The 19,077-nt window shown below is 63.0% G+C and carries 20 protein-coding genes and 2 pseudogenes; 9 read left to right on the top strand and 13 right to left on the bottom strand.

Annotation, left to right across the window (positions count from 1 at the left end):
* The first annotated feature begins 48 nt into the window (after positions 1 to 48).
* Positions 49 to 888, top strand: a complete 840-nt coding sequence (locus O4220_RS06280) for a MurR/RpiR family transcriptional regulator (protein ID WP_269602820.1) — start codon at positions 49 to 51, stop codon at positions 886 to 888.
* Complete coding sequence (locus tag O4220_RS06275) at positions 888 to 2,057, top strand: MFS transporter (RefSeq protein WP_269602819.1); 1,170 nt, start codon at positions 888 to 890, stop codon at positions 2,055 to 2,057. The genes O4220_RS06280 and O4220_RS06275 overlap by 1 nt, the downstream gene beginning before the upstream one ends.
* Positions 2,058 to 2,084: 27 nt before the next feature.
* Here O4220_RS06275 and O4220_RS06270 read toward each other — a convergent pair whose 3' ends face one another.
* Both O4220_RS06270 and O4220_RS06265 read right to left on the bottom strand, forming a co-directional pair.
* Positions 2,085 to 2,474, bottom strand: a complete 390-nt coding sequence (locus tag O4220_RS06270) for a DUF4234 domain-containing protein (protein WP_269602818.1) — start codon at positions 2,472 to 2,474, stop codon at positions 2,085 to 2,087.
* A 203-nt stretch (positions 2,475 to 2,677) separates the two neighbouring features.
* Positions 2,678 to 3,729: pseudogene (locus tag O4220_RS06265) on the bottom strand (YihY/virulence factor BrkB family protein).
* Between the two features lie 92 nt (positions 3,730 to 3,821).
* Between O4220_RS06265 and O4220_RS06260 the strand changes: the two are divergent.
* Positions 3,822 to 4,202 carry a VOC family protein gene (locus O4220_RS06260; protein WP_269602817.1) on the top strand — a complete coding sequence of 127 codons (381 nt, stop codon included), beginning with the start codon at positions 3,822 to 3,824 and terminating at the stop codon, positions 4,200 to 4,202.
* On the opposite strand, the gene O4220_RS06255 is transcribed toward O4220_RS06260, so the two are convergent.
* Both O4220_RS06255 and O4220_RS06250 read right to left on the bottom strand, forming a co-directional pair.
* Positions 4,189 to 4,623 carry a hypothetical protein gene (locus O4220_RS06255; RefSeq protein WP_269602816.1) on the bottom strand — a complete coding sequence of 145 codons (435 nt, stop codon included), beginning with the start codon at positions 4,621 to 4,623 and terminating at the stop codon, positions 4,189 to 4,191. The genes O4220_RS06260 and O4220_RS06255 overlap by 14 nt on opposite strands.
* Positions 4,624 to 4,672: 49 nt before the next feature.
* Positions 4,673 to 5,227 (bottom strand): hypothetical protein, encoded by a 555-nt coding sequence (locus O4220_RS06250; RefSeq protein WP_269602815.1) that lies wholly within the window; start codon positions 5,225 to 5,227, stop codon positions 4,673 to 4,675.
* A 151-nt stretch (positions 5,228 to 5,378) separates the two neighbouring features.
* Between O4220_RS06250 and O4220_RS06245 the strand changes: the two genes are divergently transcribed.
* A complete protein-coding gene (locus O4220_RS06245) occupies positions 5,379 to 6,662 on the top strand; it encodes an MFS transporter (RefSeq protein ID WP_269602813.1) in 1,284 nt (427 codons plus the stop codon).
* Here O4220_RS06245 and O4220_RS06240 read toward each other — a convergent pair.
* Together O4220_RS06240 and O4220_RS06235 are read right to left on the bottom strand one after the other, a co-directional pair.
* Positions 6,637 to 7,659, bottom strand: coding sequence for an ABC transporter substrate-binding protein (locus O4220_RS06240; RefSeq protein ID WP_269602811.1), 1,023 nt, complete (start codon positions 7,657 to 7,659; stop codon positions 6,637 to 6,639). The two genes, O4220_RS06245 and O4220_RS06240, sit on opposite strands and share 26 nt — an antisense overlap.
* 64 nt (positions 7,660 to 7,723) lie before the next feature.
* Entirely contained in the window at positions 7,724 to 8,413 is a 690-nt protein-coding gene (locus O4220_RS06235) for a FadR/GntR family transcriptional regulator (RefSeq protein ID WP_269602810.1), read from the bottom strand.
* Between the two features lie 178 nt (positions 8,414 to 8,591).
* Between O4220_RS06235 and O4220_RS06230 the strand changes: the two genes are divergently transcribed.
* Positions 8,592 to 10,352, top strand: a complete 1,761-nt coding sequence (locus tag O4220_RS06230; protein WP_269602809.1) for a 2-isopropylmalate synthase — start codon at positions 8,592 to 8,594, stop codon at positions 10,350 to 10,352.
* Between the two features lie 45 nt (positions 10,353 to 10,397).
* On the opposite strand, the gene O4220_RS06225 is transcribed toward O4220_RS06230, so the two are convergent.
* Positions 10,398 to 11,534, bottom strand: a complete 1,137-nt coding sequence (locus tag O4220_RS06225) for an alpha/beta fold hydrolase (RefSeq protein WP_269602807.1) — start codon at positions 11,532 to 11,534, stop codon at positions 10,398 to 10,400.
* A gap of 108 nt (positions 11,535 to 11,642) precedes the next feature.
* The gene (locus O4220_RS06220; protein ID WP_269602806.1) at positions 11,643 to 12,086 is read right to left on the bottom strand and encodes a VOC family protein; all 444 of its coding nucleotides are present in this window, start codon (positions 12,084 to 12,086) and stop codon (positions 11,643 to 11,645) included.
* Positions 12,087 to 12,212: 126 nt separating this feature from the next.
* On the opposite strand from O4220_RS06220, the gene O4220_RS06215 reads away from it, so the two are divergent.
* Positions 12,213 to 12,620, top strand: coding sequence for a hypothetical protein (locus O4220_RS06215; protein ID WP_269602804.1), 408 nt, complete (start codon positions 12,213 to 12,215; stop codon positions 12,618 to 12,620).
* A gap of 2 nt (positions 12,621 to 12,622) precedes the next feature.
* On the opposite strand, the gene O4220_RS06210 is transcribed toward O4220_RS06215, so the two are convergent.
* Both O4220_RS06210 and O4220_RS27890 read right to left on the bottom strand, forming a co-directional pair.
* Positions 12,623 to 13,408 (bottom strand): hypothetical protein, encoded by a 786-nt coding sequence (locus O4220_RS06210; protein ID WP_269602803.1) that lies wholly within the window; start codon positions 13,406 to 13,408, stop codon positions 12,623 to 12,625.
* A 218-nt stretch (positions 13,409 to 13,626) separates the two neighbouring features.
* Positions 13,627 to 14,511: pseudogene (locus O4220_RS27890) on the bottom strand (NAD(P)-dependent oxidoreductase); the annotation flags it as partial.
* Between the two features lie 43 nt (positions 14,512 to 14,554).
* Between O4220_RS27890 and O4220_RS06200 the strand changes: the two are divergent.
* Entirely contained in the window at positions 14,555 to 14,905 is a 351-nt protein-coding gene (locus O4220_RS06200; protein WP_269602802.1) for a winged helix-turn-helix transcriptional regulator, read from the top strand.
* Positions 14,906 to 15,280: 375 nt separating this feature from the next.
* Here the strand turns inward: O4220_RS06200 and O4220_RS06195 are convergent, their stop codons facing one another.
* Positions 15,281 to 15,649, bottom strand: coding sequence for a histone-like nucleoid-structuring protein Lsr2 (locus O4220_RS06195; protein ID WP_269602801.1), 369 nt, complete (start codon positions 15,647 to 15,649; stop codon positions 15,281 to 15,283).
* Positions 15,650 to 15,884: 235 nt separating this feature from the next.
* Positions 15,885 to 16,811 (bottom strand): SMP-30/gluconolactonase/LRE family protein, encoded by a 927-nt coding sequence (locus tag O4220_RS06190; protein ID WP_269602799.1) that lies wholly within the window; start codon positions 16,809 to 16,811, stop codon positions 15,885 to 15,887.
* A gap of 74 nt (positions 16,812 to 16,885) precedes the next feature.
* Here O4220_RS06190 and O4220_RS06185 point away from each other — a divergent pair, with 74 nt between their 5' ends.
* Complete coding sequence (locus O4220_RS06185) at positions 16,886 to 17,245, top strand: CGNR zinc finger domain-containing protein (protein WP_269602797.1); 360 nt, start codon at positions 16,886 to 16,888, stop codon at positions 17,243 to 17,245.
* A gap of 156 nt (positions 17,246 to 17,401) precedes the next feature.
* On the opposite strand, the gene O4220_RS06180 is transcribed toward O4220_RS06185, so the two are convergent.
* Positions 17,402 to 18,031 carry a TetR/AcrR family transcriptional regulator gene (locus O4220_RS06180; protein ID WP_269602795.1) on the bottom strand — a complete coding sequence of 210 codons (630 nt, stop codon included), beginning with the start codon at positions 18,029 to 18,031 and terminating at the stop codon, positions 17,402 to 17,404.
* Positions 18,032 to 18,145: 114 nt separating this feature from the next.
* Between O4220_RS06180 and O4220_RS06175 the strand changes: the two genes are divergently transcribed.
* The gene (locus O4220_RS06175; protein ID WP_269602794.1) at positions 18,146 to 19,051 is read left to right on the top strand and encodes a zinc-binding dehydrogenase; all 906 of its coding nucleotides are present in this window, start codon (positions 18,146 to 18,148) and stop codon (positions 19,049 to 19,051) included.
* Positions 19,052 to 19,077 lie beyond the last annotated feature (26 nt).

Below are 19,077 nucleotides of genomic sequence, written 5' to 3'. Positions count from 1 at the left end.
CAGGATTGTGGTTGAGTGTGTCAACAGACACAGTGGAAAGTGGAGGGTATGAGCTTCCGAACAGTGGTGGCGAGCAGCGGAAAGTCGCTGAGCGCGTCCGAAAAGCGGGTCATTGCGATACTTCTCGGTGAGCCCGAGCCGTCGAGTTTGCGCGCGGCTCCGGTTGCGGCCCGCGCGCAAACGCATGAGTCGACGGTAGTGCGTCTGGCCCAGAAGCTCGGATACAGCGGATTTCCGGACTTGCGCGCCGATCTCGAACGCGACAACCCCGAACCCGTGACCGCATCGGCTCTGATGCGCAGCGATACCGGCCACGAACTGGCTGTCTTCGCGCGCGACGAGGCCCGTGCACTGGAGCGCTTGTCCAGCTTCATCCCGCAGGAGCAGCTGGTGGATGTGGCGACCTCCATTCATCGGGCGCGGGTGGTCTACCTGTTCTCCAAGGCCGACGAGCGGCCCGCACTGGACATGCTGGCCCGCCGACTCCGCAGACTCGGGCTTGTCGTCGTCGAGCTCGGCCTCGGGGGTAAGGACCTCGCCGAGCGGTTCGTCAGCTTCACCGAGGACTCCATCCTTATTGCGTTCGCGCTGCGCGAGGCACCGTCTCAGCTGCCTGCTCTGGTCCGTGAAGCGGAACGACGCGGCGGCACGTCGATTCTGATCAGCGATGCACCGGGATATCACTTCCGGCCCGCCCCGACTCATCTGCTCGTCGCGCAACGGGGAGACGATTCCGAGTACAACACTCTCATCATTCCCATCGCCATTGCGTATGCACTGCAGTTGGCGATCTTCCACCTCGATCCCGATCGATACGGGGCGGTGCGCGACGACATCAACGACGTGTCGAGGTTGGTCGGAGGAACCGACGAAATTCCCTTGCGCTGATGGCTTCTCGTGACTCCATTGCTCTGACCGTTCAGGCGACGACTGCGCAGGCCGGGTGGGTCGGGGTGCGGTTGATGATCGGCTATCGGGCGATCGCCGAGGGTGCCGACACTCGAACACTGGCAGTGATTGCGGCACTGTTCGCTGCGCCGGCAGTACTGGCGGCCCTGCCGATCGGGCGCATCGCCGACAGGTTCGGCGGGCCGGTGGTGATCGTATCGGGAATTGTGTTGTGCTCGATCGCAACCGGTGTACTCGTTGCGTTTTCGGCAATGTGGGCGTTGCTCGTGTGTACGGCCGCGTTCGGTCTGGGCAATCTGCTCATCATGATCGGGCAGCAGGCATTCGTCGCGCACGTCCACGTCGACGGCAAGAACGAAAGTGCCTTCGGCGCACTGACTGCCGCGGCATCGATGGGGCAGTTGGTCGGGCCGCTCGCAGTGACGGCCGTCGCGTCGAGATTCGGTGGCGCGAGCGTGGAGAGTCCGAACACGACCGCAGGCATCCTCACTGCCGGTGTGTTCACCGCGGTAGCACTTCCCACCGCACTGTTCTTGATGCTCGGCCGCAAGCATATTCGCGCGGAGAAGCCTGCCGAGGGTGAAGCATCGGGGCTGAGATTGCTGAAGCTGCCCGGCATGTGGCAGTCGTTGGCGGTCAGCGGCGCGGTGCTGGTGACGGTCGATCTGCTCTATGCCTTCGTGCCGGCGTGGGCCGTCGAGCGTGGAGTGTCGGTGACGACGGTGGGGTGGCTGCTGGCGTTGCGAGCCGGGGTGTCGGTGGTCAGCCGAGTGGGGCTCGGCAGACTCGACGCCAAGTTCGGTCGCACTGTGCTGCTCAATGTTTCGCTGGCGGCGGGCGCGATCGCTCTTGCCGTGCTGCCGTTCGTACAGGCCGTCGGAGCCATCGGCGTGATGATCGCACTCGGCATCGCGCTCGGGATTCCTCAGCCACTGACCATGTCGTGGGTGGTGTCGATCGTGCCTAAATCCACGCAGGGGGAGGCGTTGGGGTTGCGGATGTCGGCCAACAGATCTGCGCAGATTCTCATCCCCTTGACGGTCGGTGCCATCGCCGGGCCGTTCGGGGTGACGGGCATTCTGCTCGGCAATGCCCTGGTGCTCGGGGGATCGATCGTCGCGGCCTCGCATCCGCGGAGTCGGCCGTGACTCACCCGGCGCGGCCGATGTGGACCGTTACACCGCGAGCGGCACAACGGTTCCCGGTGCGGCGTCGTTGTATCGCGCCGTGATCTTGTTCAGTTCAGCCTGGTAGTACAGGGACTGCAAGCCGAAGACGAACGTGAGCAGCAAGCCGACGACCGAGCTGCACGTCGGCTGCAGGCCGGCCGCGCGTTGGGCGTCGGCGATGCGGTTTCCGGTGTTGTAGTAGCTGATCAGCGGCCCGATGATGGTCCACCCGAGGAGGAGTAGGACCAGCATTGGGCCGACGACCGGCGGGTCGACCTTGCGTCGGTCGAAATCGGCCATCTCACGGTGAATGAGGTAATACCAGACGAAGTGGTAAATGCCGAGAGTGATCAGCGGCAACAGGATCCAGACGACAACTGGGTTACGCCTCTTCATCGCACTTCCTTGGGCAACCGAACCGGTCATGATGCTCCCCAACATTGTCGAACGGCGTGCGGTGGACCGGACGATTATCGCACGTCGGCGGAGCGTGCACAGAATGCTCCACTCGACGGCCCGGTCACGGGGATCCCCGGATCTTCTTCGCGGAGTGGAGCAACTGTTGATCGAACGCAGAGATCTCTAGCAGGAAAGGGAGCTCACTGCTCCGGGTTGTGTTCCTCCCGCAGTTTGCGGCCCTGCTCGACGGCCTGCGCATCCTTCTCGTCGTTCTTGTCCGAGACGCGGGTATCGCGCGGCGGTAGTTGCAGTCGCTTCTCGGCGACTATTCCAGCCTGGAGTTGCCGACCGCGTTCGAGCTCCGAGTCCAGTTCGGCACCGAAGAGCAAGGCCAAGTTGGTGATCCAGAGCCAGAGCAGGAACACGATGGCTCCTGCCAGTGAACCGTAGGTCTTGTTGTAGCTGGAGAAGTTCGCGACGTAGAAGCCGAACGCGATGGTGGCGAGAATCCACACGATGATGCCGACGGCGGCACCGGAGCTGATCCATTTGAACTTGGGCTGCTGCACATTCGGTGTCGCGTAGTACAGGATCGCGACGGCGAGCACTACAACGATCAGCACCAGCGGCCAGCGCACGATGTTCCAGATCGTCAATGCGGTATCACCGAGTCCGATGGCGTCGCCCACGGCTTTCGCCACGGGCCCGCTGATCGCCAGCATGACGGCGGCGAGCGCGATGAGCACGAGAGCGGCGAGCGTGACCAGAAGCATCACCGGACGCAGCTTCCAGATGGGCCTGCCCTCTTCCACCTCGTACATGCGGTTCATCGCGCGGCCGAATGCGCCGACGTAGCCGGACGCAGACCACAGCGCGCCGGCGATACCGATGATCAACGCGAATCCCGCGGTAGGTGCCTGGACGAGCTGTTCGATCGGTCCGCGCAGGGTGTCGACAGCCGATTGGGGTCCCAGATCCCCGACGATCTGCAGTACTCCGTCGACCGTGGCCTGTCCCTGGCCGAACACACCCAGCAACGACACGATGGCCAGGATCGCGGGGAAGAGGGACAGCACGGCGTAGTAGGTCAGCGCTGCTGCGAGGTCGGTGCACTGATCCGGGAGAACTCACGGGCGGTCTTCTTCAGTACGTAGATCCACGACGGCTTGGTCAGATCGGCAGGTGAATCCGCCTTGCGGGGATCGTCGGGATCTGCCTCGGTGGGCGCGGGATCGGTAGCGTGTTCGGCCATCAACGGCGCATACCCGGGCAATGCCGATGAAAACAAGGGTGGCTCGCGGAGATCGGCTGTGGGCACGCTCGGTTGGGTGTAGCTTCGCGCCCATGGCATGTCGAATCAGTGAGCTCGTACTCGATTGTCGCGATCCCGAGGCCTTGGCGACGTTCTGGTGTGAGGTGTTGGACTTCGTCGTATTGGACAGGGAGGACGACGGTTCGGTGGAGATCGGTGCGCGCGACGGGTTCGGCGGCACTCAGCCGACCATCATCCTCAGTCGCAGCGAGAAGCCCGAGAAGGCGAAACCTCGCCTCCACATCGACGTGAGCGCAACCGATCGGGATCAGGACGCCGAACTCGAACGACTCCTCACCCTCGGCGCACGACGAGTGGAGATCGGTCAGACCGGCCAGGAGTCGTGGCACGTGCTCGCGGACCCCGAAGGTAACGAATTCTGTTTGTTGCGAACGCGACTCAGCCCGGCGTGAAACCTCGGGCAAGAACTGAGGTCGGCTTCTTCTGCGAGGCGAGGACATGGTGAACGACTGCCAGCAACAGTGCGAGTGCTGTCCCCGGCAGACTCCCCAAAGTCGACAGCAAGGACGGCGTCGACCCTGTGGCCGAAAAGAACCCCACGGCAGTGAATATCGTCTGTGCAATGGCTACCGTCCAGGACATCCAAGGTCGGCACACCACTGCAGCCATCGTGAAGAGAACAACCGGGATTGCCAAAACCATGACGAGCGCAAAGCCGAAGTGGTCGAGCAGTCCCTGTTCGCATGCTGCCGGACTCATCGTCAGCCCCAATTCGCAGTTCGTGACTTCGGACATCGGCCACTTCATGATCCCGACGCCCAACGCCACTGCAACGACGGCCGCCACGCCCCATGCAACCCGAATACCTGTCACCACAACTTCATTCCGATCGGCTCGAGCGTCGAGGAAGATACCGACGCCATCAGAGCGTATTCGGCGACGCGTCGGCAGGTCGGCGAACGAGGTGGCCCGTCGCCCGGAGCACGAACAACAGCCCGATGACATCTGCCCCCACTACGTCGCCGGTGCGATAGTTCATGTTGTTGGTACAGACCCGCTCGAATTCGCTCTGTGGGATAAGTTGGTCTCGTACCACCGGTTCACCTGATAGGCCGTCGGTTTCGCGGAGTTCGTCGCCGGGGATCGGATTCACGATCGAACCACATACGACCCTGTTGTTCCCCACACTGTCAGTCGCCACGGAGATGGGAGTGAGCAGGGCCCGCCCACCGGCAAGCAGAGTGGCAGTAGCGATCAGGCCGCAGGTCAGCCCCCACAGCTTGCCCAGTTTCTGGGGCCGCCGTGCCCGCCACCAGCAGTAGCTGGCCGCCCCTCCGAGCGCGGCGAGTACAAGCCACCATTCCCAATACGGGTAGACGAAGGACCCGTAGATCGACCCGACGAGGATCACCCAGAATGCCGCAGTGAACCATTGGTGATGCACACGGTCAATACGCTCGTGCAGCTGAAGGTCCATGGCTACATCATGCTGAGTTTCGTCGGACAGCGGAACCGCGCCGTACGCACCAACTCGTATTCCATCGTGTTCGCGACTGCCCGTTCCGATATAGCGAGGCTCCGAGGCTAGGGTGACCGCGCGGGCCTCCGCGCCAGTAGTGTCGACGCTCGTGACGATCAACCCCGGTTTCGGTGCTGCGGCGGCGCGAGGTCGACTGCGAGACCTTCCGCCGGTGGTCAAGCTCGTGCTTGCATCGATGGTGTTGTTCAATGTCGGCTTCTATCTGGTGGTTCCGTTTCTGGCGGTGCACCTGTCCGAGGAGCTCGGATTCGCGAGTTGGATCGTCGGGCTCGTGCTGGGGCTGCGCACGTTCAGTCAGCAGGGCATGTTCTTTCTCGGAGGCAGTATCGCCGATCGGTTCGGCAGACGTCCAGTCATTTTGTGGGGCATAGCTATACGTATCGTCGGCTTCGCTGTACTGGCGCTTGCGAGCAGTCTCGCCGCGGTGATCGTCGGGATTCTGCTGATCGGTTTTGCCGCGGCACTGTTCGCCCCTGCAGTGGAGTCTGCCAACGCCGATCTCGGCCGCCAACTCGAAGACGCGGGCGTCATAAAACGCACCGAACTGTTCGGCTACGAACAGATGAGCAGTCGGCTCGGCACCGTGCTCGGGCCGGCATTGGGTGCGGTGCTTCTGGTGTTTCCGTTCTCGGCCTCCGCCGCCGTGGCCGCGATCCTGTTCGCCGGTATGTGGATCGGGTTCTACTTCCTGTTCCCCAAGACTGGCGGAACCGACAGCCTCGTCGGAACATCCATCACCCTGGTATGGCGTGTGGTGTTGGGCAATCGACGCTACGTCGTCCTGGCCACACTGTGCAGCGCGCAGTTCGTCGCGCTCGCCCAGCTGTATCTGATGCTGCCCGAGCAACTCTCGCTACGCGTCGGTTCGCAGGATCTGCTCGGGTGGTTCTACGTGGGGGCGGCAGTCTTGGTGATCGTCGGTCAACGGCCCATGGTGGCAGTCGCAGCGCGGATGGGATCTCGCGCCGCGACGACCATCGGGTTGGCGGTGATGGCGTTGTCGTTTGTGATTCCGGCCCTCGGACCGGCGAATGCAACCCCGTCGGTATGGCCGTACCTGCAGATTGCGCTGTGGATCGCGCTACTGCATCTGGGGCAGATGCTGATGGTCCCCTCGATGCGAGACACCTTGGCTCGAATTGCCGGGGAGCAGTATCTGGGTGCACATTTCGGACTTCTCAACACTATCGGCGGATGTCTGTCGCTGATCGGCACTATCGGCGTCGGGTATCTCTACGATCGCCTCGACGACGGCAGCGTTGGCGCGGCGACGCCATGGTTGGTGGTTGCCGGCTGCATCGCCGCGCCTGCGCTCGTGCTCGGTGTGTGGTCGTCGATGTCGGGCGCTATCTGGCCGCGTCGACTGCCTTGATGTCGTCGATGAACGCCGACAACACGAACGGGATGGTCAACGGATTGGGCATCGAAACCGCATCGGAGACAATCGGATCCAGCGCGATCAATCCACCACTGCGCACAACGCCCAGATTGGTGAACGTCTCCTGCGACTGCATGGATTCGCGAGCCAGTTCGTAATTGTCGAAGAACAGGTAGTCGCATTCGAGGAGCCCGTAGCTTTCGGCCGACAGTTCGGCATTCAGCTTGCCCTCGAAGCGGGAGGCCAACGCAGCGGGAGGCTCGAAGCCGAGTGCGGTCAACAGCTGGGCCCGCGCCGAGTTCGGACTGAATGCGCGTAGTTTTCCGTCACTCCATCTGATCACCAGTGCTGCCGTCTTGCCGACGAACTGTGGATTGTCGGTTCGAGCCTGCGCCACAAGGGTTTCGATGCGATCCACCTCGGCCTGAGCGGCATTCGGCAAGCCCACCGAGCGTCCGATCCTTGTAGTCACCTCCTGCCAGGGGAGCACCCAGTCGGTCTGGTCGGCAGCATGCAGCACCGTCGGCGCGATCGCACTGAGCTGCGCGTAGACGTCCTCGTCGATGGCGTTGTTGACGGCGATGATCAGATCAGGGGCTGCAGCGGCGATGGTCTCCACATCGAACGCGGTCGTCGCATTCGCCAGTGCGACCGGTTCGTCGCCCTTCACGGTCGGTTCGGCCCAGATGCCGATGCCGTCGTCGGTCGAGCCCTTCCATACCGGCACCAGCACGGGAGTCAGGCCCAAGGACAGCAGGACGTCGGAGTCACCGATGCCCACCGCAGCGATACGAGTCGGGGCAGCCTCGATGGTTGTCGACCCGAGCTTGTGCTCGATCGTCACGGGGAACGCACCGTTCTCGGCATGCGACCCGGAATCCAATGTCTCCGCTGGTGCAGTCGAGCCGTTGGTGCACCCGGCGACGACGAGACCGGCGACCGACACGAACGTCATCGACAACGCAGTCCGTCGATTCACCACTGGATTCATCGAGTCTCCTTCGAGCGTAGTTTGGATGCCCTAATCTAAACCACCCTCGCAGTTTTGTGCTGCGCTACGTTCCGCGGCCATTCCGGTCCATCGACTCGGACAACTCGAGCAGGTGCGCGCGCGTGAGGGCGTGAGCTCGTTGCGAATCGCGTGCCGCGACTGCCTCGACGACGTCTGCGTGCGTGTCGTGGTCTGCCTTGTCGCCGAACGCTCCCGCGATCCGCAACATGTCGATCATGGCGTCGCGGAGACGTGGTGCCATGGAGTCGAAGAGTCCGAGCAGAATGTCGTTGTGTGACGCGACCACGATGGAGCGGTGAAAAGCCATGTCCGCGTTCACCAGATCGACGGCGTCACCGCGAGCTGCGTTGCGCAGTTCGAGTGAGCTGCGAATGGTGTCGAGATCGGTGGGGGTACGCCTGGTTGCGGAGAGTGCGGCGGCCTCACCTTCGATCGCGAGGCGGGCTTCGAGGACTGCGGTGATATGAACGCGCTGCAGAACTCGGTCCCATTCCGTCCGCGCTTCGTCGAGTGATTCGACGAAGACTCCTGAGCCCTGCCTGGTGACGAGAATTCCGCGCCCCGCCAGTTGCCTGATGGCCTCGCGCATCGTCGATCGACCGACGTCGAACATGGGGGCAAGAGTGGTTTCACCTGGCAGTTTGGTGCCGATCGGCCACTCACCGGACTGAATTCGAGCAAGCAGCAGTTCGGCGGCCTGATCGGCCAAGGATGTTCGACGTATCGCAGGCACACCGGAACACTACTCCTCAGCTTGTCTGAGGAGTAGTGCTACATTGCTTCGCATGGGGACATTCACGGGCCTTCTCCTTATGGGCCACGGCGGGGCATAGCCAGGACCGGCAACCCCGTCGTGGAGCCCGATGCTTGCCGGTTCGCCTCACCGTCCGATCAGAACAGGTACCTCCACCATGTCTGCTTTTCCCACCCTGTCCACTCCCGCTGGTCCCGTTCCCGCCGATGCGCACACCTGGAATCGGCAGCGGCACTCCCAGATGCCGTCACATCGGTACCGTGACGTCTACTCGAAGGTCGACATTCCGCTGACGGAACGTCGCTGGCCGGACCGACGGCTGACCGAGGCGCCGCTCTGGGTACCTGTCGATCTTCGCGACGGTAACCAAGCGCTTCCCGAGCCGATGGATCCTGTCCGCAAGAAGCTGTTCTTCGAGTTGATGGTTGCCATGGGCTACAAGGAAATCGAAGTCGGCTATCCGTCTGCCTCGCAGACCGATTTCGATTTCGTGCGTCTGCTGGCCCATGCCGACCTCGCACCCGACGACGTCACCGTGGTGGTCTTCACCCCGGCTCGACGTGACCTGATCGAGCGAACAGTGGAGTCGATCGAGGGCATCGCCAACGACGTCGTGATCCACATGTACACCGCCACGGCTCCGACGTGGCGTGAGGTGGTTCTCGGCCGCGAATCCAACGAGCTTCGTGCACTGATACTTTCGGGCGCTGCCGACGTTCTCGAACTCGCCGGCGACCTGCCCAACGTGCGGTTCGAGTTCTCACCGGAGGTATTCAATCTCACCGAACCCGACTATGTCCTCGACCTCTGCGATGCGGTCACGACGGCGTGGGATGCGACGAGGCAGCGGCCGGTCATCCTGAACCTTCCCGCCACCGTCGAAGTGGCCACACCGAACGTCTATGCAGACCAGATCGAGTACATGAACGACAACCTTGCACGCCGAGACAGCGTGATTCTGTCGGTGCATCCGCACAACGACCGTGGTACGGGCATTGCCTGCGCCGAGCTGGCCGTCATGGCCGGTGCACAACGGGTGGAAGGTTGTGTGTTCGGGAACGGGGAACGCACCGGAAACGTCGATATCGCCACTCTCGCACTGAATTTGCATGCACAGGGTGTCGACCCCATGATCGACTTCTCCGACATCGACCAGATTCGCCGTACCGTCGAGTACTGCAACCAACTGGAGACCCATCCTCGGCATCCCTACGTCGGCGATCTGGTGCACACCGCCTTCAGCGGTACGCACCAGGACGCCATCAAGAAGGGTTTCGCCGAGCATCGCACACGGGCGCTGAGCGAAGGTCGCTCCGAGGGCGAGATCGAATGGCGGGTGCCATATCTGCCGATCGACCCCAACGACATCGGTCGTTCGTACGACGCTGTGATTCGAGTGAACTCGCAATCGGGCAAGGGAGGAATCGCGTATCTTCTCGAAACCGGTTACGGCATCGAACTTCCGCGTCGCCTTCAGATCGACCTCGCCCGGCATGTGCAGGCGCGCACCGATTCGATCGGTACCGAATTGTCGGCGGAGCAGCTCTGGGACATTTTCCGGGAGGAGTACATCGATATCGACGACCCCGATGTGTCGCTGGTCGGCTTCGACTCTCATGATGACAACGGTTCAGCAGACACGTGCGTCACGCTGAAGATCGACGGCACGTCCTTCAGCACGTCACACAGGGGAGTCGGCCCCGTCGAGGCACTCGTCGAAGCCTTGGCCGATCATGGCCGTCACGTGGAGATTCTCGACTTGACCCAGACCAGTGTGCGGGCCGCCAACGACAGTGATGCCGTCACGATGCTCGAATATCGCACTGCCGCAGGCCCCGGATGGGCGGCAGGGATCGATCGCTCCGTCCTGTCGGCCACCCTCGATGCCGTTGTTCGCGCCGCCAATAGGGTGACCTAGCGGGACGGCCACTCGACGCCGTCGACGGCGAATGTCGGCGAGTACTCAGCGCAGCATGCCCAGTATTCGCGGCAGGGCGTCATCGACGGTGGCGGCGATGACGTCGTAGTGGGTGGCACCGGGCACGGGAAAGTAAGTCATGTCTCGGACGCCGCGTGCCAGCAGTTCAGCGGCCAGGGCGGTCGTCAGCGCCGGCGGTACGACTGTGTCGGCCAGTCCCTGTTCGATGACCACCGGCCGTCTGTAACCGGTGGTCGGTACCGATAGGTATTCGCGCAGAGCCGTGGACATCGCGGGGTCGGACAGCGATCGCGCCAAGAGCTGTTGTGGGGCAACGCCGGTCACTTCTTGCCGAAGGTCGGCGATGCAGCTGCTTTCGGCTTGCGTGACGTATCCACGGCCGACGTCGCTGAGATAGCTGTCGACATCGAGATCGGGCCGAGAGTCCTCGAGCCCGTACAGGACGTAGATCAGGGTGGCCGTGAGGTTGTCGAGTGGTGCGATCCTCGGAGTGGTGGGAGAGAGCAGCGGCAGAAGGGCCTCGAGGTTCGACGACGGTGCGAAAGACATGACACCGCGAAAGTCCGATGGTGCGCCGTAGATGTCGGCGCGAGCTCCGGTGGCGAGTGCGGCAGCGCCACCTTGGGAGTGTCCTGCAGCCACCCAGGTTCGCGACAGCTCGGGGAGTGCGTCCGCCGCTGCCCCGACGATGTCGGTGACGGCGTTCGCCTCCGAGACGCTGTTGAGATAGTGGTGGGCATCGGAAGTTCCGAGTCCGATGTAGTCCGTGGAGGCGACGGCGGTTCCGCTACGGAGAAGTTGGGTGAGCAGGGGCTTGGACAGTTCGACGGCCATCGGGTCCTCGCCGTCGCCGTCCAGCGCTGTGCTCATGGCGCATGAATCGCCGACGCCGACGGTGCCTTTGGCCCACGATACGACCGGCCACCCGCCCGGTGGCGGCGTGCCCGAGGGGAGGTAGACCTGTCCGTGGGCAATCGCGGGACGGCCGTGTTCGTCAGTGGTCGGGTAGGAGAGCGCATAACCCACCGCGGCACCGTCGATCAGGCGCGGAAGTGAATCGATGGACGTCGGCGGTGCAGCGTCGGCGATAGGCGCGAACAGTCCCGCGGCACCGAGAAGTGCTGCGGTTGTCGACAGAATCACTGTGGATCGAATCTGCATGTCTTCCTTCGGGATCGACCGTAGGCGAAGACCGTGCTGCCCGTGTCCGCCCCTGCGGGAAACATACAGGATCGCCGCTGCGGACTCGAAGGATCTGTATACCGTCGACTAGCTTTCGGGTGCAGTGAGCGATTGCGCGAACATCAGCAGAATGTCGCTCGGCCCGCGGAGGTAGGTGAGCTTGTAGACGCCCTCGTAATTGGCCACGCCTCGCAGGGGAAAGTAACCGTGGCGGGCGGCAATTGCCAGAGCGGCGTCGATGTCGTCGACGGAGAAGGCGATGCGGTGCATGCCGATCTCGTTGGGCAGCGTCGGCGTCGTCTCGATGGCGTCGGGGTGGATGTACTCGAACAGCTCGATACGGCCGAGGCCGTCCGGGGTTTGCAGCACTGCGATCTTGGCGTGGTTGCCGTCGAGACCGACGGCGGTGTCGGCCCATTCACCGCTGACCGTGTCGCGGCCGAGGACCGTGAGGCCGAGCTCGGTGAAGAAGTCGATTGTGGCTTCGATGTCGCGGACGGCGATGCCGACGTTTTCGAGCTTGATGCTCATACGCTGAGTCTCGCATAGTGCTTTCCCGGATAGAACAAGACCGAGCGGCCTCGTTCTGGCAGGATCAACAGCTACGCCGGGGTGCGGCGGCCACGACCCGAAGGACGACCGACACATGACGCCACCGTGAACAAGCTCTCGACGGTGGCACTGCTGATCCTGTTGGGCGCAGCCGGGACGTTCAACGGAGTGTCGTTGACCTTGGACCCCACTGGGCGGTCATTAGGCTTGGATGTCGGGATGCTCCCGTCGTGGCACACCTGGGACTACCGCATCTCCGGGTTGTTCGTGTTGTTCTTTCTCGGACTCGGGCCGTTGATCGGCGTCGCTGCCGTGCTCGTCGACGCCTCCGATGCTGCTGTATACGTGGCGTGCGTGGGGCTGCTGACCATCGGGTGGGTGGTGTGGCAGATCGTCGTGCTCGATGTCGACGCTCCCCGCGCTCACGTCCCCCTCACCCTGTTGGGGGTCGCGTTGACCGTCCTTGCAATCGGCCAATTCCGCGCGCGTGCCCGTGATCGCAGCCGGCAATAGCGTCAGAGGCCGACCGCACCGAGCAGGGCTGCTCCTGGATCGACGACCGCAACGATGGCTGCGACGAACAGCAGCGCCATCACGATCGTCATCACCGCACCGAGTGATCCGAGAGCGACGAACATCCGACGGTGAGCGCCGTCCGCCGATCTGTAGCGTCGGAATGCGATGACGGTTCCGGTAGCGACTACGGCGATCACCACGGCGGTAGCGGCAACCACCGCCCAGTTGTAGTGCTCGACCTGTGTGAGCAGCTCGAGCAGTGGCGGCCTGGTGTCTCCGCTCCGCACACCGTTCTCGATCAGCGACTGCGCTGTCTGCCCGTCCGCGTCGTCAGCGGAGAGCATCGGAAGCAGCGCAACTACGGGTGCGACCGTCGACTGGATGTTGAGCACAGCCAGAAACACCGAAAACAATGACAGCACAGTCGTACTGATTGCAGCGACCACGTAGCCAACGCCGGCCGTCAGAGATCGCCGCCACAGAGTCGCCGCAAGCAGACCCAGAACGACGGTCAGCAGCACCGAGATGACGATTTTGATGGCGTGCCACTCGAACCAATAGTCCACCATCTTTGCCAAGCCGGGAGGATAGGTGCGGACTCCGCTACCCCAGTATTCGACCAAGCCTCGGCCGAGCAGCTCACTCATGACGGATTGATCCTGGAACTGCGGATAGCGCGCACGTAGCAACGCGGCCGGGCCAAGAACGAACGCGGCCACCAACGCCGCCCCGGCGCATGCCAATACAGCGATCGACCAGCGGCTTGGGTTGACGGACCTACTCATCGGACGGCTCACGGAAGAGAGTCAATCACCGGGTACCCGGGGGCGCATCCATCGGAAGTACTACATGCAGCGGTTGCACGGGATGCTCCACTCGCGGCCTTGATCAAGGGGAATACCCGGGCGTCTTCGAGGAGTGGAGCACCAGTTGCTCAGCAGTCGGCGACCGAAACTGGTCGTACTCAATACTGGATGCGCTCCGACAACAAAGCTGGACCTGGTCACATTGCCTCGACCACTCGAGAAGGTGACTCCGTTTCATGCCCGCTCGCCGCGTGTTCGTAGAGCGCTGTCACGGCCGCCGGGAGAGAGAAGTCCACGCCGGCGTCTTTCGACGCGGTGGTCACGTGCTGCATCGTCGTCACGGCCGACATGATGGTCGAGGTCTCGGCTGGATATGTCCGGTTGTCGGCGTCTCGTGCGAAGCCAGGGCCGATGTCTGCGGCGAGGTGCACCATTGCTGCCAGCTGGGCAGCGATCGAATTGCCGTCGATTCCGTGAGCTCTTGCCAGTACGGTGCCATGTGCCCAGGCTGCGAGCGTGGTCCAAAATACGCCGAGCAATGCTGTGTCGAATGACGCGGGAAGCTCGTGTCGATTGCCGAGCACGGTCACGGTGGGGGCAATGGTGGTCAAGACTGCCATCGCCGTATCGAGGTCTGCTTCGTCTCCGGCGACGAGCATCGTCGATCCGCGTTGCCCTACGATCGTCGACGGCGTCACCATGACACCGGCCAGGTAGTGAACTCCGCGTTCGTGAGCCCACTGACTCAGAGCTCGGCTACTGGCGGGGGTGTCCGAGCTGAGGTTGACCACCAGGGACGCACGGATCGCTCCCCCTGCCGAGACGAGAATGTTTCGCGCTGCGCTGTTGTCGAGGGTCGAGACGATCACCAGGTCCGCGCTGGCCACGGCTTCTGCAGGGTCGGCGGCGAGAAGTGCGCGGTCGGCGAAGGGCGTTGCCCGCGACGGTGTGCGGTTCCAGACGGTTACCTGGTGGCCCTCGTCTATCAGGTGAGTTGCGATTGCGGTGCCCATGTGTCCGAGTCCGAGGACTGAAATTTTCATATCGTCAGGGTGGGTGCTTGTAACCGTGCACACAAGTACCCACTTTGAAGTGCGGTAGCCACCTCAATGGCAGTATTGCGCTATGGCAGCAACTTTCGCGGGGAGCAAATACTCATGCGGCTTGGATGCGGCCGTCTCCGTGGTCGGTGGAAAGTGGAAGCCGTTGATTCTGTGGCAGCTTCACGATGGTGCGAAGCGCCACGGCGAACTCCGCCGGTCGATCGGTGGCGTGAGCGAGAAAGTGTTGACGCAGCAGCTCCGAGAACTTCAGTCTCACGGCATCGTTCACCGTGAAGTGTTCGCAGAGGTACCACCGCGAGTCGAGTACTCGCTGACCGTACTGGGGCAGAGTCTCAACGACGCGCTACGAACCCTTGGCGAGTGGGGCGAAGAACACGCGGAACACATCATCGGCCTGAGCGCCGAGACGTGAAGTCTCGGATCTGCACAAATTCAGCACGAAAAGTGTTGCAACGGAGAGATCTCATGCGTGGAGTGCTATGAATTTCGAACCTGATGTGGAGCCTGATCGTTCCAGGGTCGAGGTAAGTCGGTTCTACCGCTGTTCGCCCGAGAGCGTCTGGCAAGCCCTTACCGAGCCGGCTCTGATCGAACGATGGCTCATGCCAACGACAAGCGTCAAATGATGGCACGCAACGCATTTGCCCGTGGGTGCGGCCAGGTTCTGTCAGGCAAGGTGGCCGGTGTGCTGAAGGCCGAATAGCGCTGTATGTCAAGACCGGCCGGACGCACCTTACGGACCGATGACGGGTGCCCGCGTCCGATTTCCACAAGAGCTCAGCACTGGTCAGTGAGCGGCGTTGTACGCCTCTTCGATGCCGGCCGGAATGCGGCCACGTTCACTGATCTCGTATCCCTGATCGAACGCCCACTGCCGAATAGCGCGTGTTTGCTCCGGATCGCGCTTGGCCTGCGTTCCAGCAGTTGCCGTCGTCGACGCGGTGGCGGGGGAGGGCTTGCGCTTGCGGCCACCGACCCGCGTTGCGCGCTCGATGTAGTAGCCGAGCTTCCTATGGAACTCGCTGGCATTCTTTGCCTTCAGGTCGATCGAGTACTCGACACCGTTGACGGCGAATTCGATCGTTTCGCCCGAATCGTCGTTGATGACCGACTCGTCGATATCGTCGACCAATTGAACGGTTATCTTTCTCGCCACAGCGCGACATACCTTTCGATCACACAACGTTACGAATACTGATGTGGTTCAGCATAACCAAAAACGAGCTGACGAGTTGCACACAAAGCCACGGGTAACATCGCGAGGCGCTTTGTCCGATCATTTTCTTCGAGCGTATGCAGTGATAATGCGTTGGCACCCAATGCGATCGAGAGCGAGAGCCTGAAATGGCGGAACGTTCTCGAGGGATAAGCAAGGCTGTTCGGCGACCGCGTCAGGGCCTCACCGGTTCGATATCCACACCGGTCGGCGGGGTCAGGCGACGAAGGGTTCCGTCGAAAACGGTGGCATACAGCGCCCACCCGTCGGAGGACGGTCCGATGCGCACCGAGCTCGGTCCCGTCCATCCAGGCGACATACCTGCCGCGATGACGCAGGACGCACCCGTCAGCGGGTCGATGCTGTACACCGCACCTTCGACATGGGCGGCGGCGTACAGCACGCCCGCGTCGGACATGGTCAGGTCGTCGAGACCGGGGAAGATTCCCGGCACTGTGGCCACTACCGACCAATTGTCCGGTGCCTCGAGAGGCACTTCGATGACCTGTCCGGTGAACAGATCGTCGGTGTACACCCGGCTGTGATCCGGACTGAGTGCCAATCCCTCCGATCGAGGAACCGGCGACCAATTCACTTCCACGGCGTCGGCATCCGGGTGGTACCGGGTCAGCCCCCTCGAGGGCGAACCGATGTCGGTTCCTACGTCGGTGGTGAGGAAGTCCCCGTTCGGCAGGCGGAGCAGTCCATGGGCCGCCATGTCGGTCACCGGGCTGACCTCTCCGGTGCGGGTGTCGAATTGCGAAAGGCCCGGACCGGCCACGAAGTAGAGGATGCCGTCGTGCAACTGCATCCCTCGCGGAGCTGGGAGGTCGTCGAGTACGGGCTCGACGCGGCCGTCTGTGTCCACGTGGACGATGCTCGAGTCACCGGATATGTAGAACCCGCCTGCACCGTCGGGTTCCAGGTTCTCGGGTTCATCGAGTCCGGTCGCCACGGTCTCGACCGACCACCCTGCGCACAACGAAGGCGAGACGTCCGGCTCTCGTATCCCGGCATGAGCCGGTATGGATGACACCGTTGCCAGGGCAACAATTGCCCCGGCGATCAGGCGCGGTCGAAGCCCACATGAGATCGGAGACATAGCGCGAACCCTAACTGCCGTATACGTGGGAGTCCTCCGAATCGGAACCACCGGAGAGTTGCTCACCTGCGTCGATGCCGATCCGTTCGATGACGTCGTTGGCGGCCGACCTCACGCACGGGCTGCTCTCGACGGTTCCGCATCACCTCGAACTCGTCCAAGTCGATGGCCCCAGCTGGCGCTGGCAGGCGACGACCGACGGCGTCGGTTCGGTGGCGGAGGAGCTGACGGTGTTCACGGGCTACGCCCTTCTGGGTGCGCTGCGCATGCTCGGGTTCGAGCGATTCCGTGCGTGTGCGTCCCCGACGTGCAACGGCGTGTTCGTCGACGTGAGCCGTGGGGGTCGAGGGCGCTATTGCATGCCGGATCTGTGTGGCAACCGGATCAACGTCGCCAATCACAGAGAACGAAGAAATGCACTCGGCAACAAGTGATCACGGCCGGCGAGGTCAACAGCTGGGGCCGCGCGCGCGGACGCGGTCCCGGCGAATGGACGTGAGTGTTCAGAACCGACTCCAGTGCGCGTGATCCCGCGTGCAGAATGCGATCGTGAACAACGAGGTGCATTCCAGCATCGCCGGCCAGGGCCGTCAATCCCGTAGAAGCGAACTCACCCCGAGTCGGGGTGAGGCCGGCAACGTCTGGTTGGTCGGCGACGCGTGCAACCCGTCGATCATCAGGGCCGCGAATCGTCGGGCGGCCCGGACGCGGTCCTCGGTCGAGAGAGTCGAGAGTCCGCGGTTGGCGCTGAGGAAGAGAACGAGATCGTCGACGACGAAGTCGGATCGCAGTTTGCCCTGCCGCTGCGCGCGGGCCGCGAGTCCGGTGAACCCGCGTAGGGCGTCGTTGCGATGCGTCGAGAGATCGACGGTGCCGGGGTACTCGGCCATGAACGCCTCGGTGAATCCCTGATTCCTGGCGTTGAGTTCACTGAGTTGTTCGATGACGCTGTATAACCCGCGCCACGCGTCAGGGTCGGCACACCCGCTCGCAACGATGTTGCGGCACAGGCGAAATTCGGAGAGGAACGCTTCGAGGATCAAGTCCTTCTTGGTCGGGAAGCGGCGATACAGCGTGGCGGGGCCGACCTCCGCCCGGCGCGCAACCTCGCGCATCGACACCGCGAGTCCGTCCGAGGCGAACACCTCGCGCGCAACCTCGAGTATGCGGTCCCGGTTGTTCTCGGCGTCCGAGCGCAGACGAGTCAATTCTTCGACCATGGCTCTCACTTTACGTAAACGGACGGGGGTGTCCACTAACGTCGGCGGAACTCGATTCGACCGGAGGCAGATGTGAAAGCAATAGCAATACAGACGTTCGGAAGTTCCGATGGCATGCAGGTCGTGGACGTGCCGACGCCCGATCCACTGGCAGGGCAGGTCCTGATCCGCACGGAGGCAATCGGAGTGGGCGGCGTCGACGCCATCGTCCGCCGCGGCACCCTCGGCACCCTCGGGCTGAGTGCCGGACATATTCCGGGCAGCGAGATAGCGGGTGTGATCACCGATGTCGGCGACGGTGTGGACGCGAGCTGGATGGGGCGACGGGTGTGGGCGTTCACCGGCATGGGCGGTGGCTACGTCGAACAGGCGGTCGCCGATCTTGCCGACGTGGTGGCATTGCCCGAGCGCCTGTCCAGTATCGATGCCGTGACACTCGGATCTGCCGGTCCAGTGGCGCATTTCGCGCTCGATCGTGCGCGATTCGCCCACGGTGAGTCGGTGCTGGTGCGTGGGGCAGGCGGCAGCATCGGTATTGCGGCCGTGGAGTTGGCCGCGAGTGCAGGGGCGTCATCGGTGTCGGTCACGACGTCGTCGGCCGAGCGCGGCGCGAAGCTCCGGTCGTTAGGAGCTACGCACGTATTGGATCGCGATGGGTACGGCGGCGGGCCCGACACGTTCGATGTGATCGTGGATATCGTTGCTGGGCAGAACTTTCCGGACTTCGTGGAACGGCTCGCCGATAATGGACGCCTCGTTGTCGTCGGTGTCGTCGGAGGCCCACCGGCCGAGATCGGCCCCACCGTGATGCGCAATTTCCGGCGATCGTTGACGGTCAGCACGCTGAGCCTCGATACCATCCCGACAGCCGAACGAGACCGAGTGCGAGCAGACCTCTTCACGCCAGGCCGTCTCCACGCCGTCGTCGACGAGGTTCTACCGCTCGATCGTGCTGCCGAGGCTCATCAGCGAATGGACGACGGGCAGGTATTCGGCCGAATTGTGCTCGTTCCTCAGTGAAGTCAGCGCCTGGTCGTCGGCTACGG

Source organism: Rhodococcus ruber, assembly GCF_027270735.1.
Classification (GTDB): Bacteria; Actinomycetota; Actinomycetes; order Mycobacteriales; family Mycobacteriaceae; genus Rhodococcoides; species Rhodococcoides rubrum_A.
Note: the sequence above shows the minus strand (reverse complement) of the source record. Positions and strands in the feature narration are given on the sequence as shown.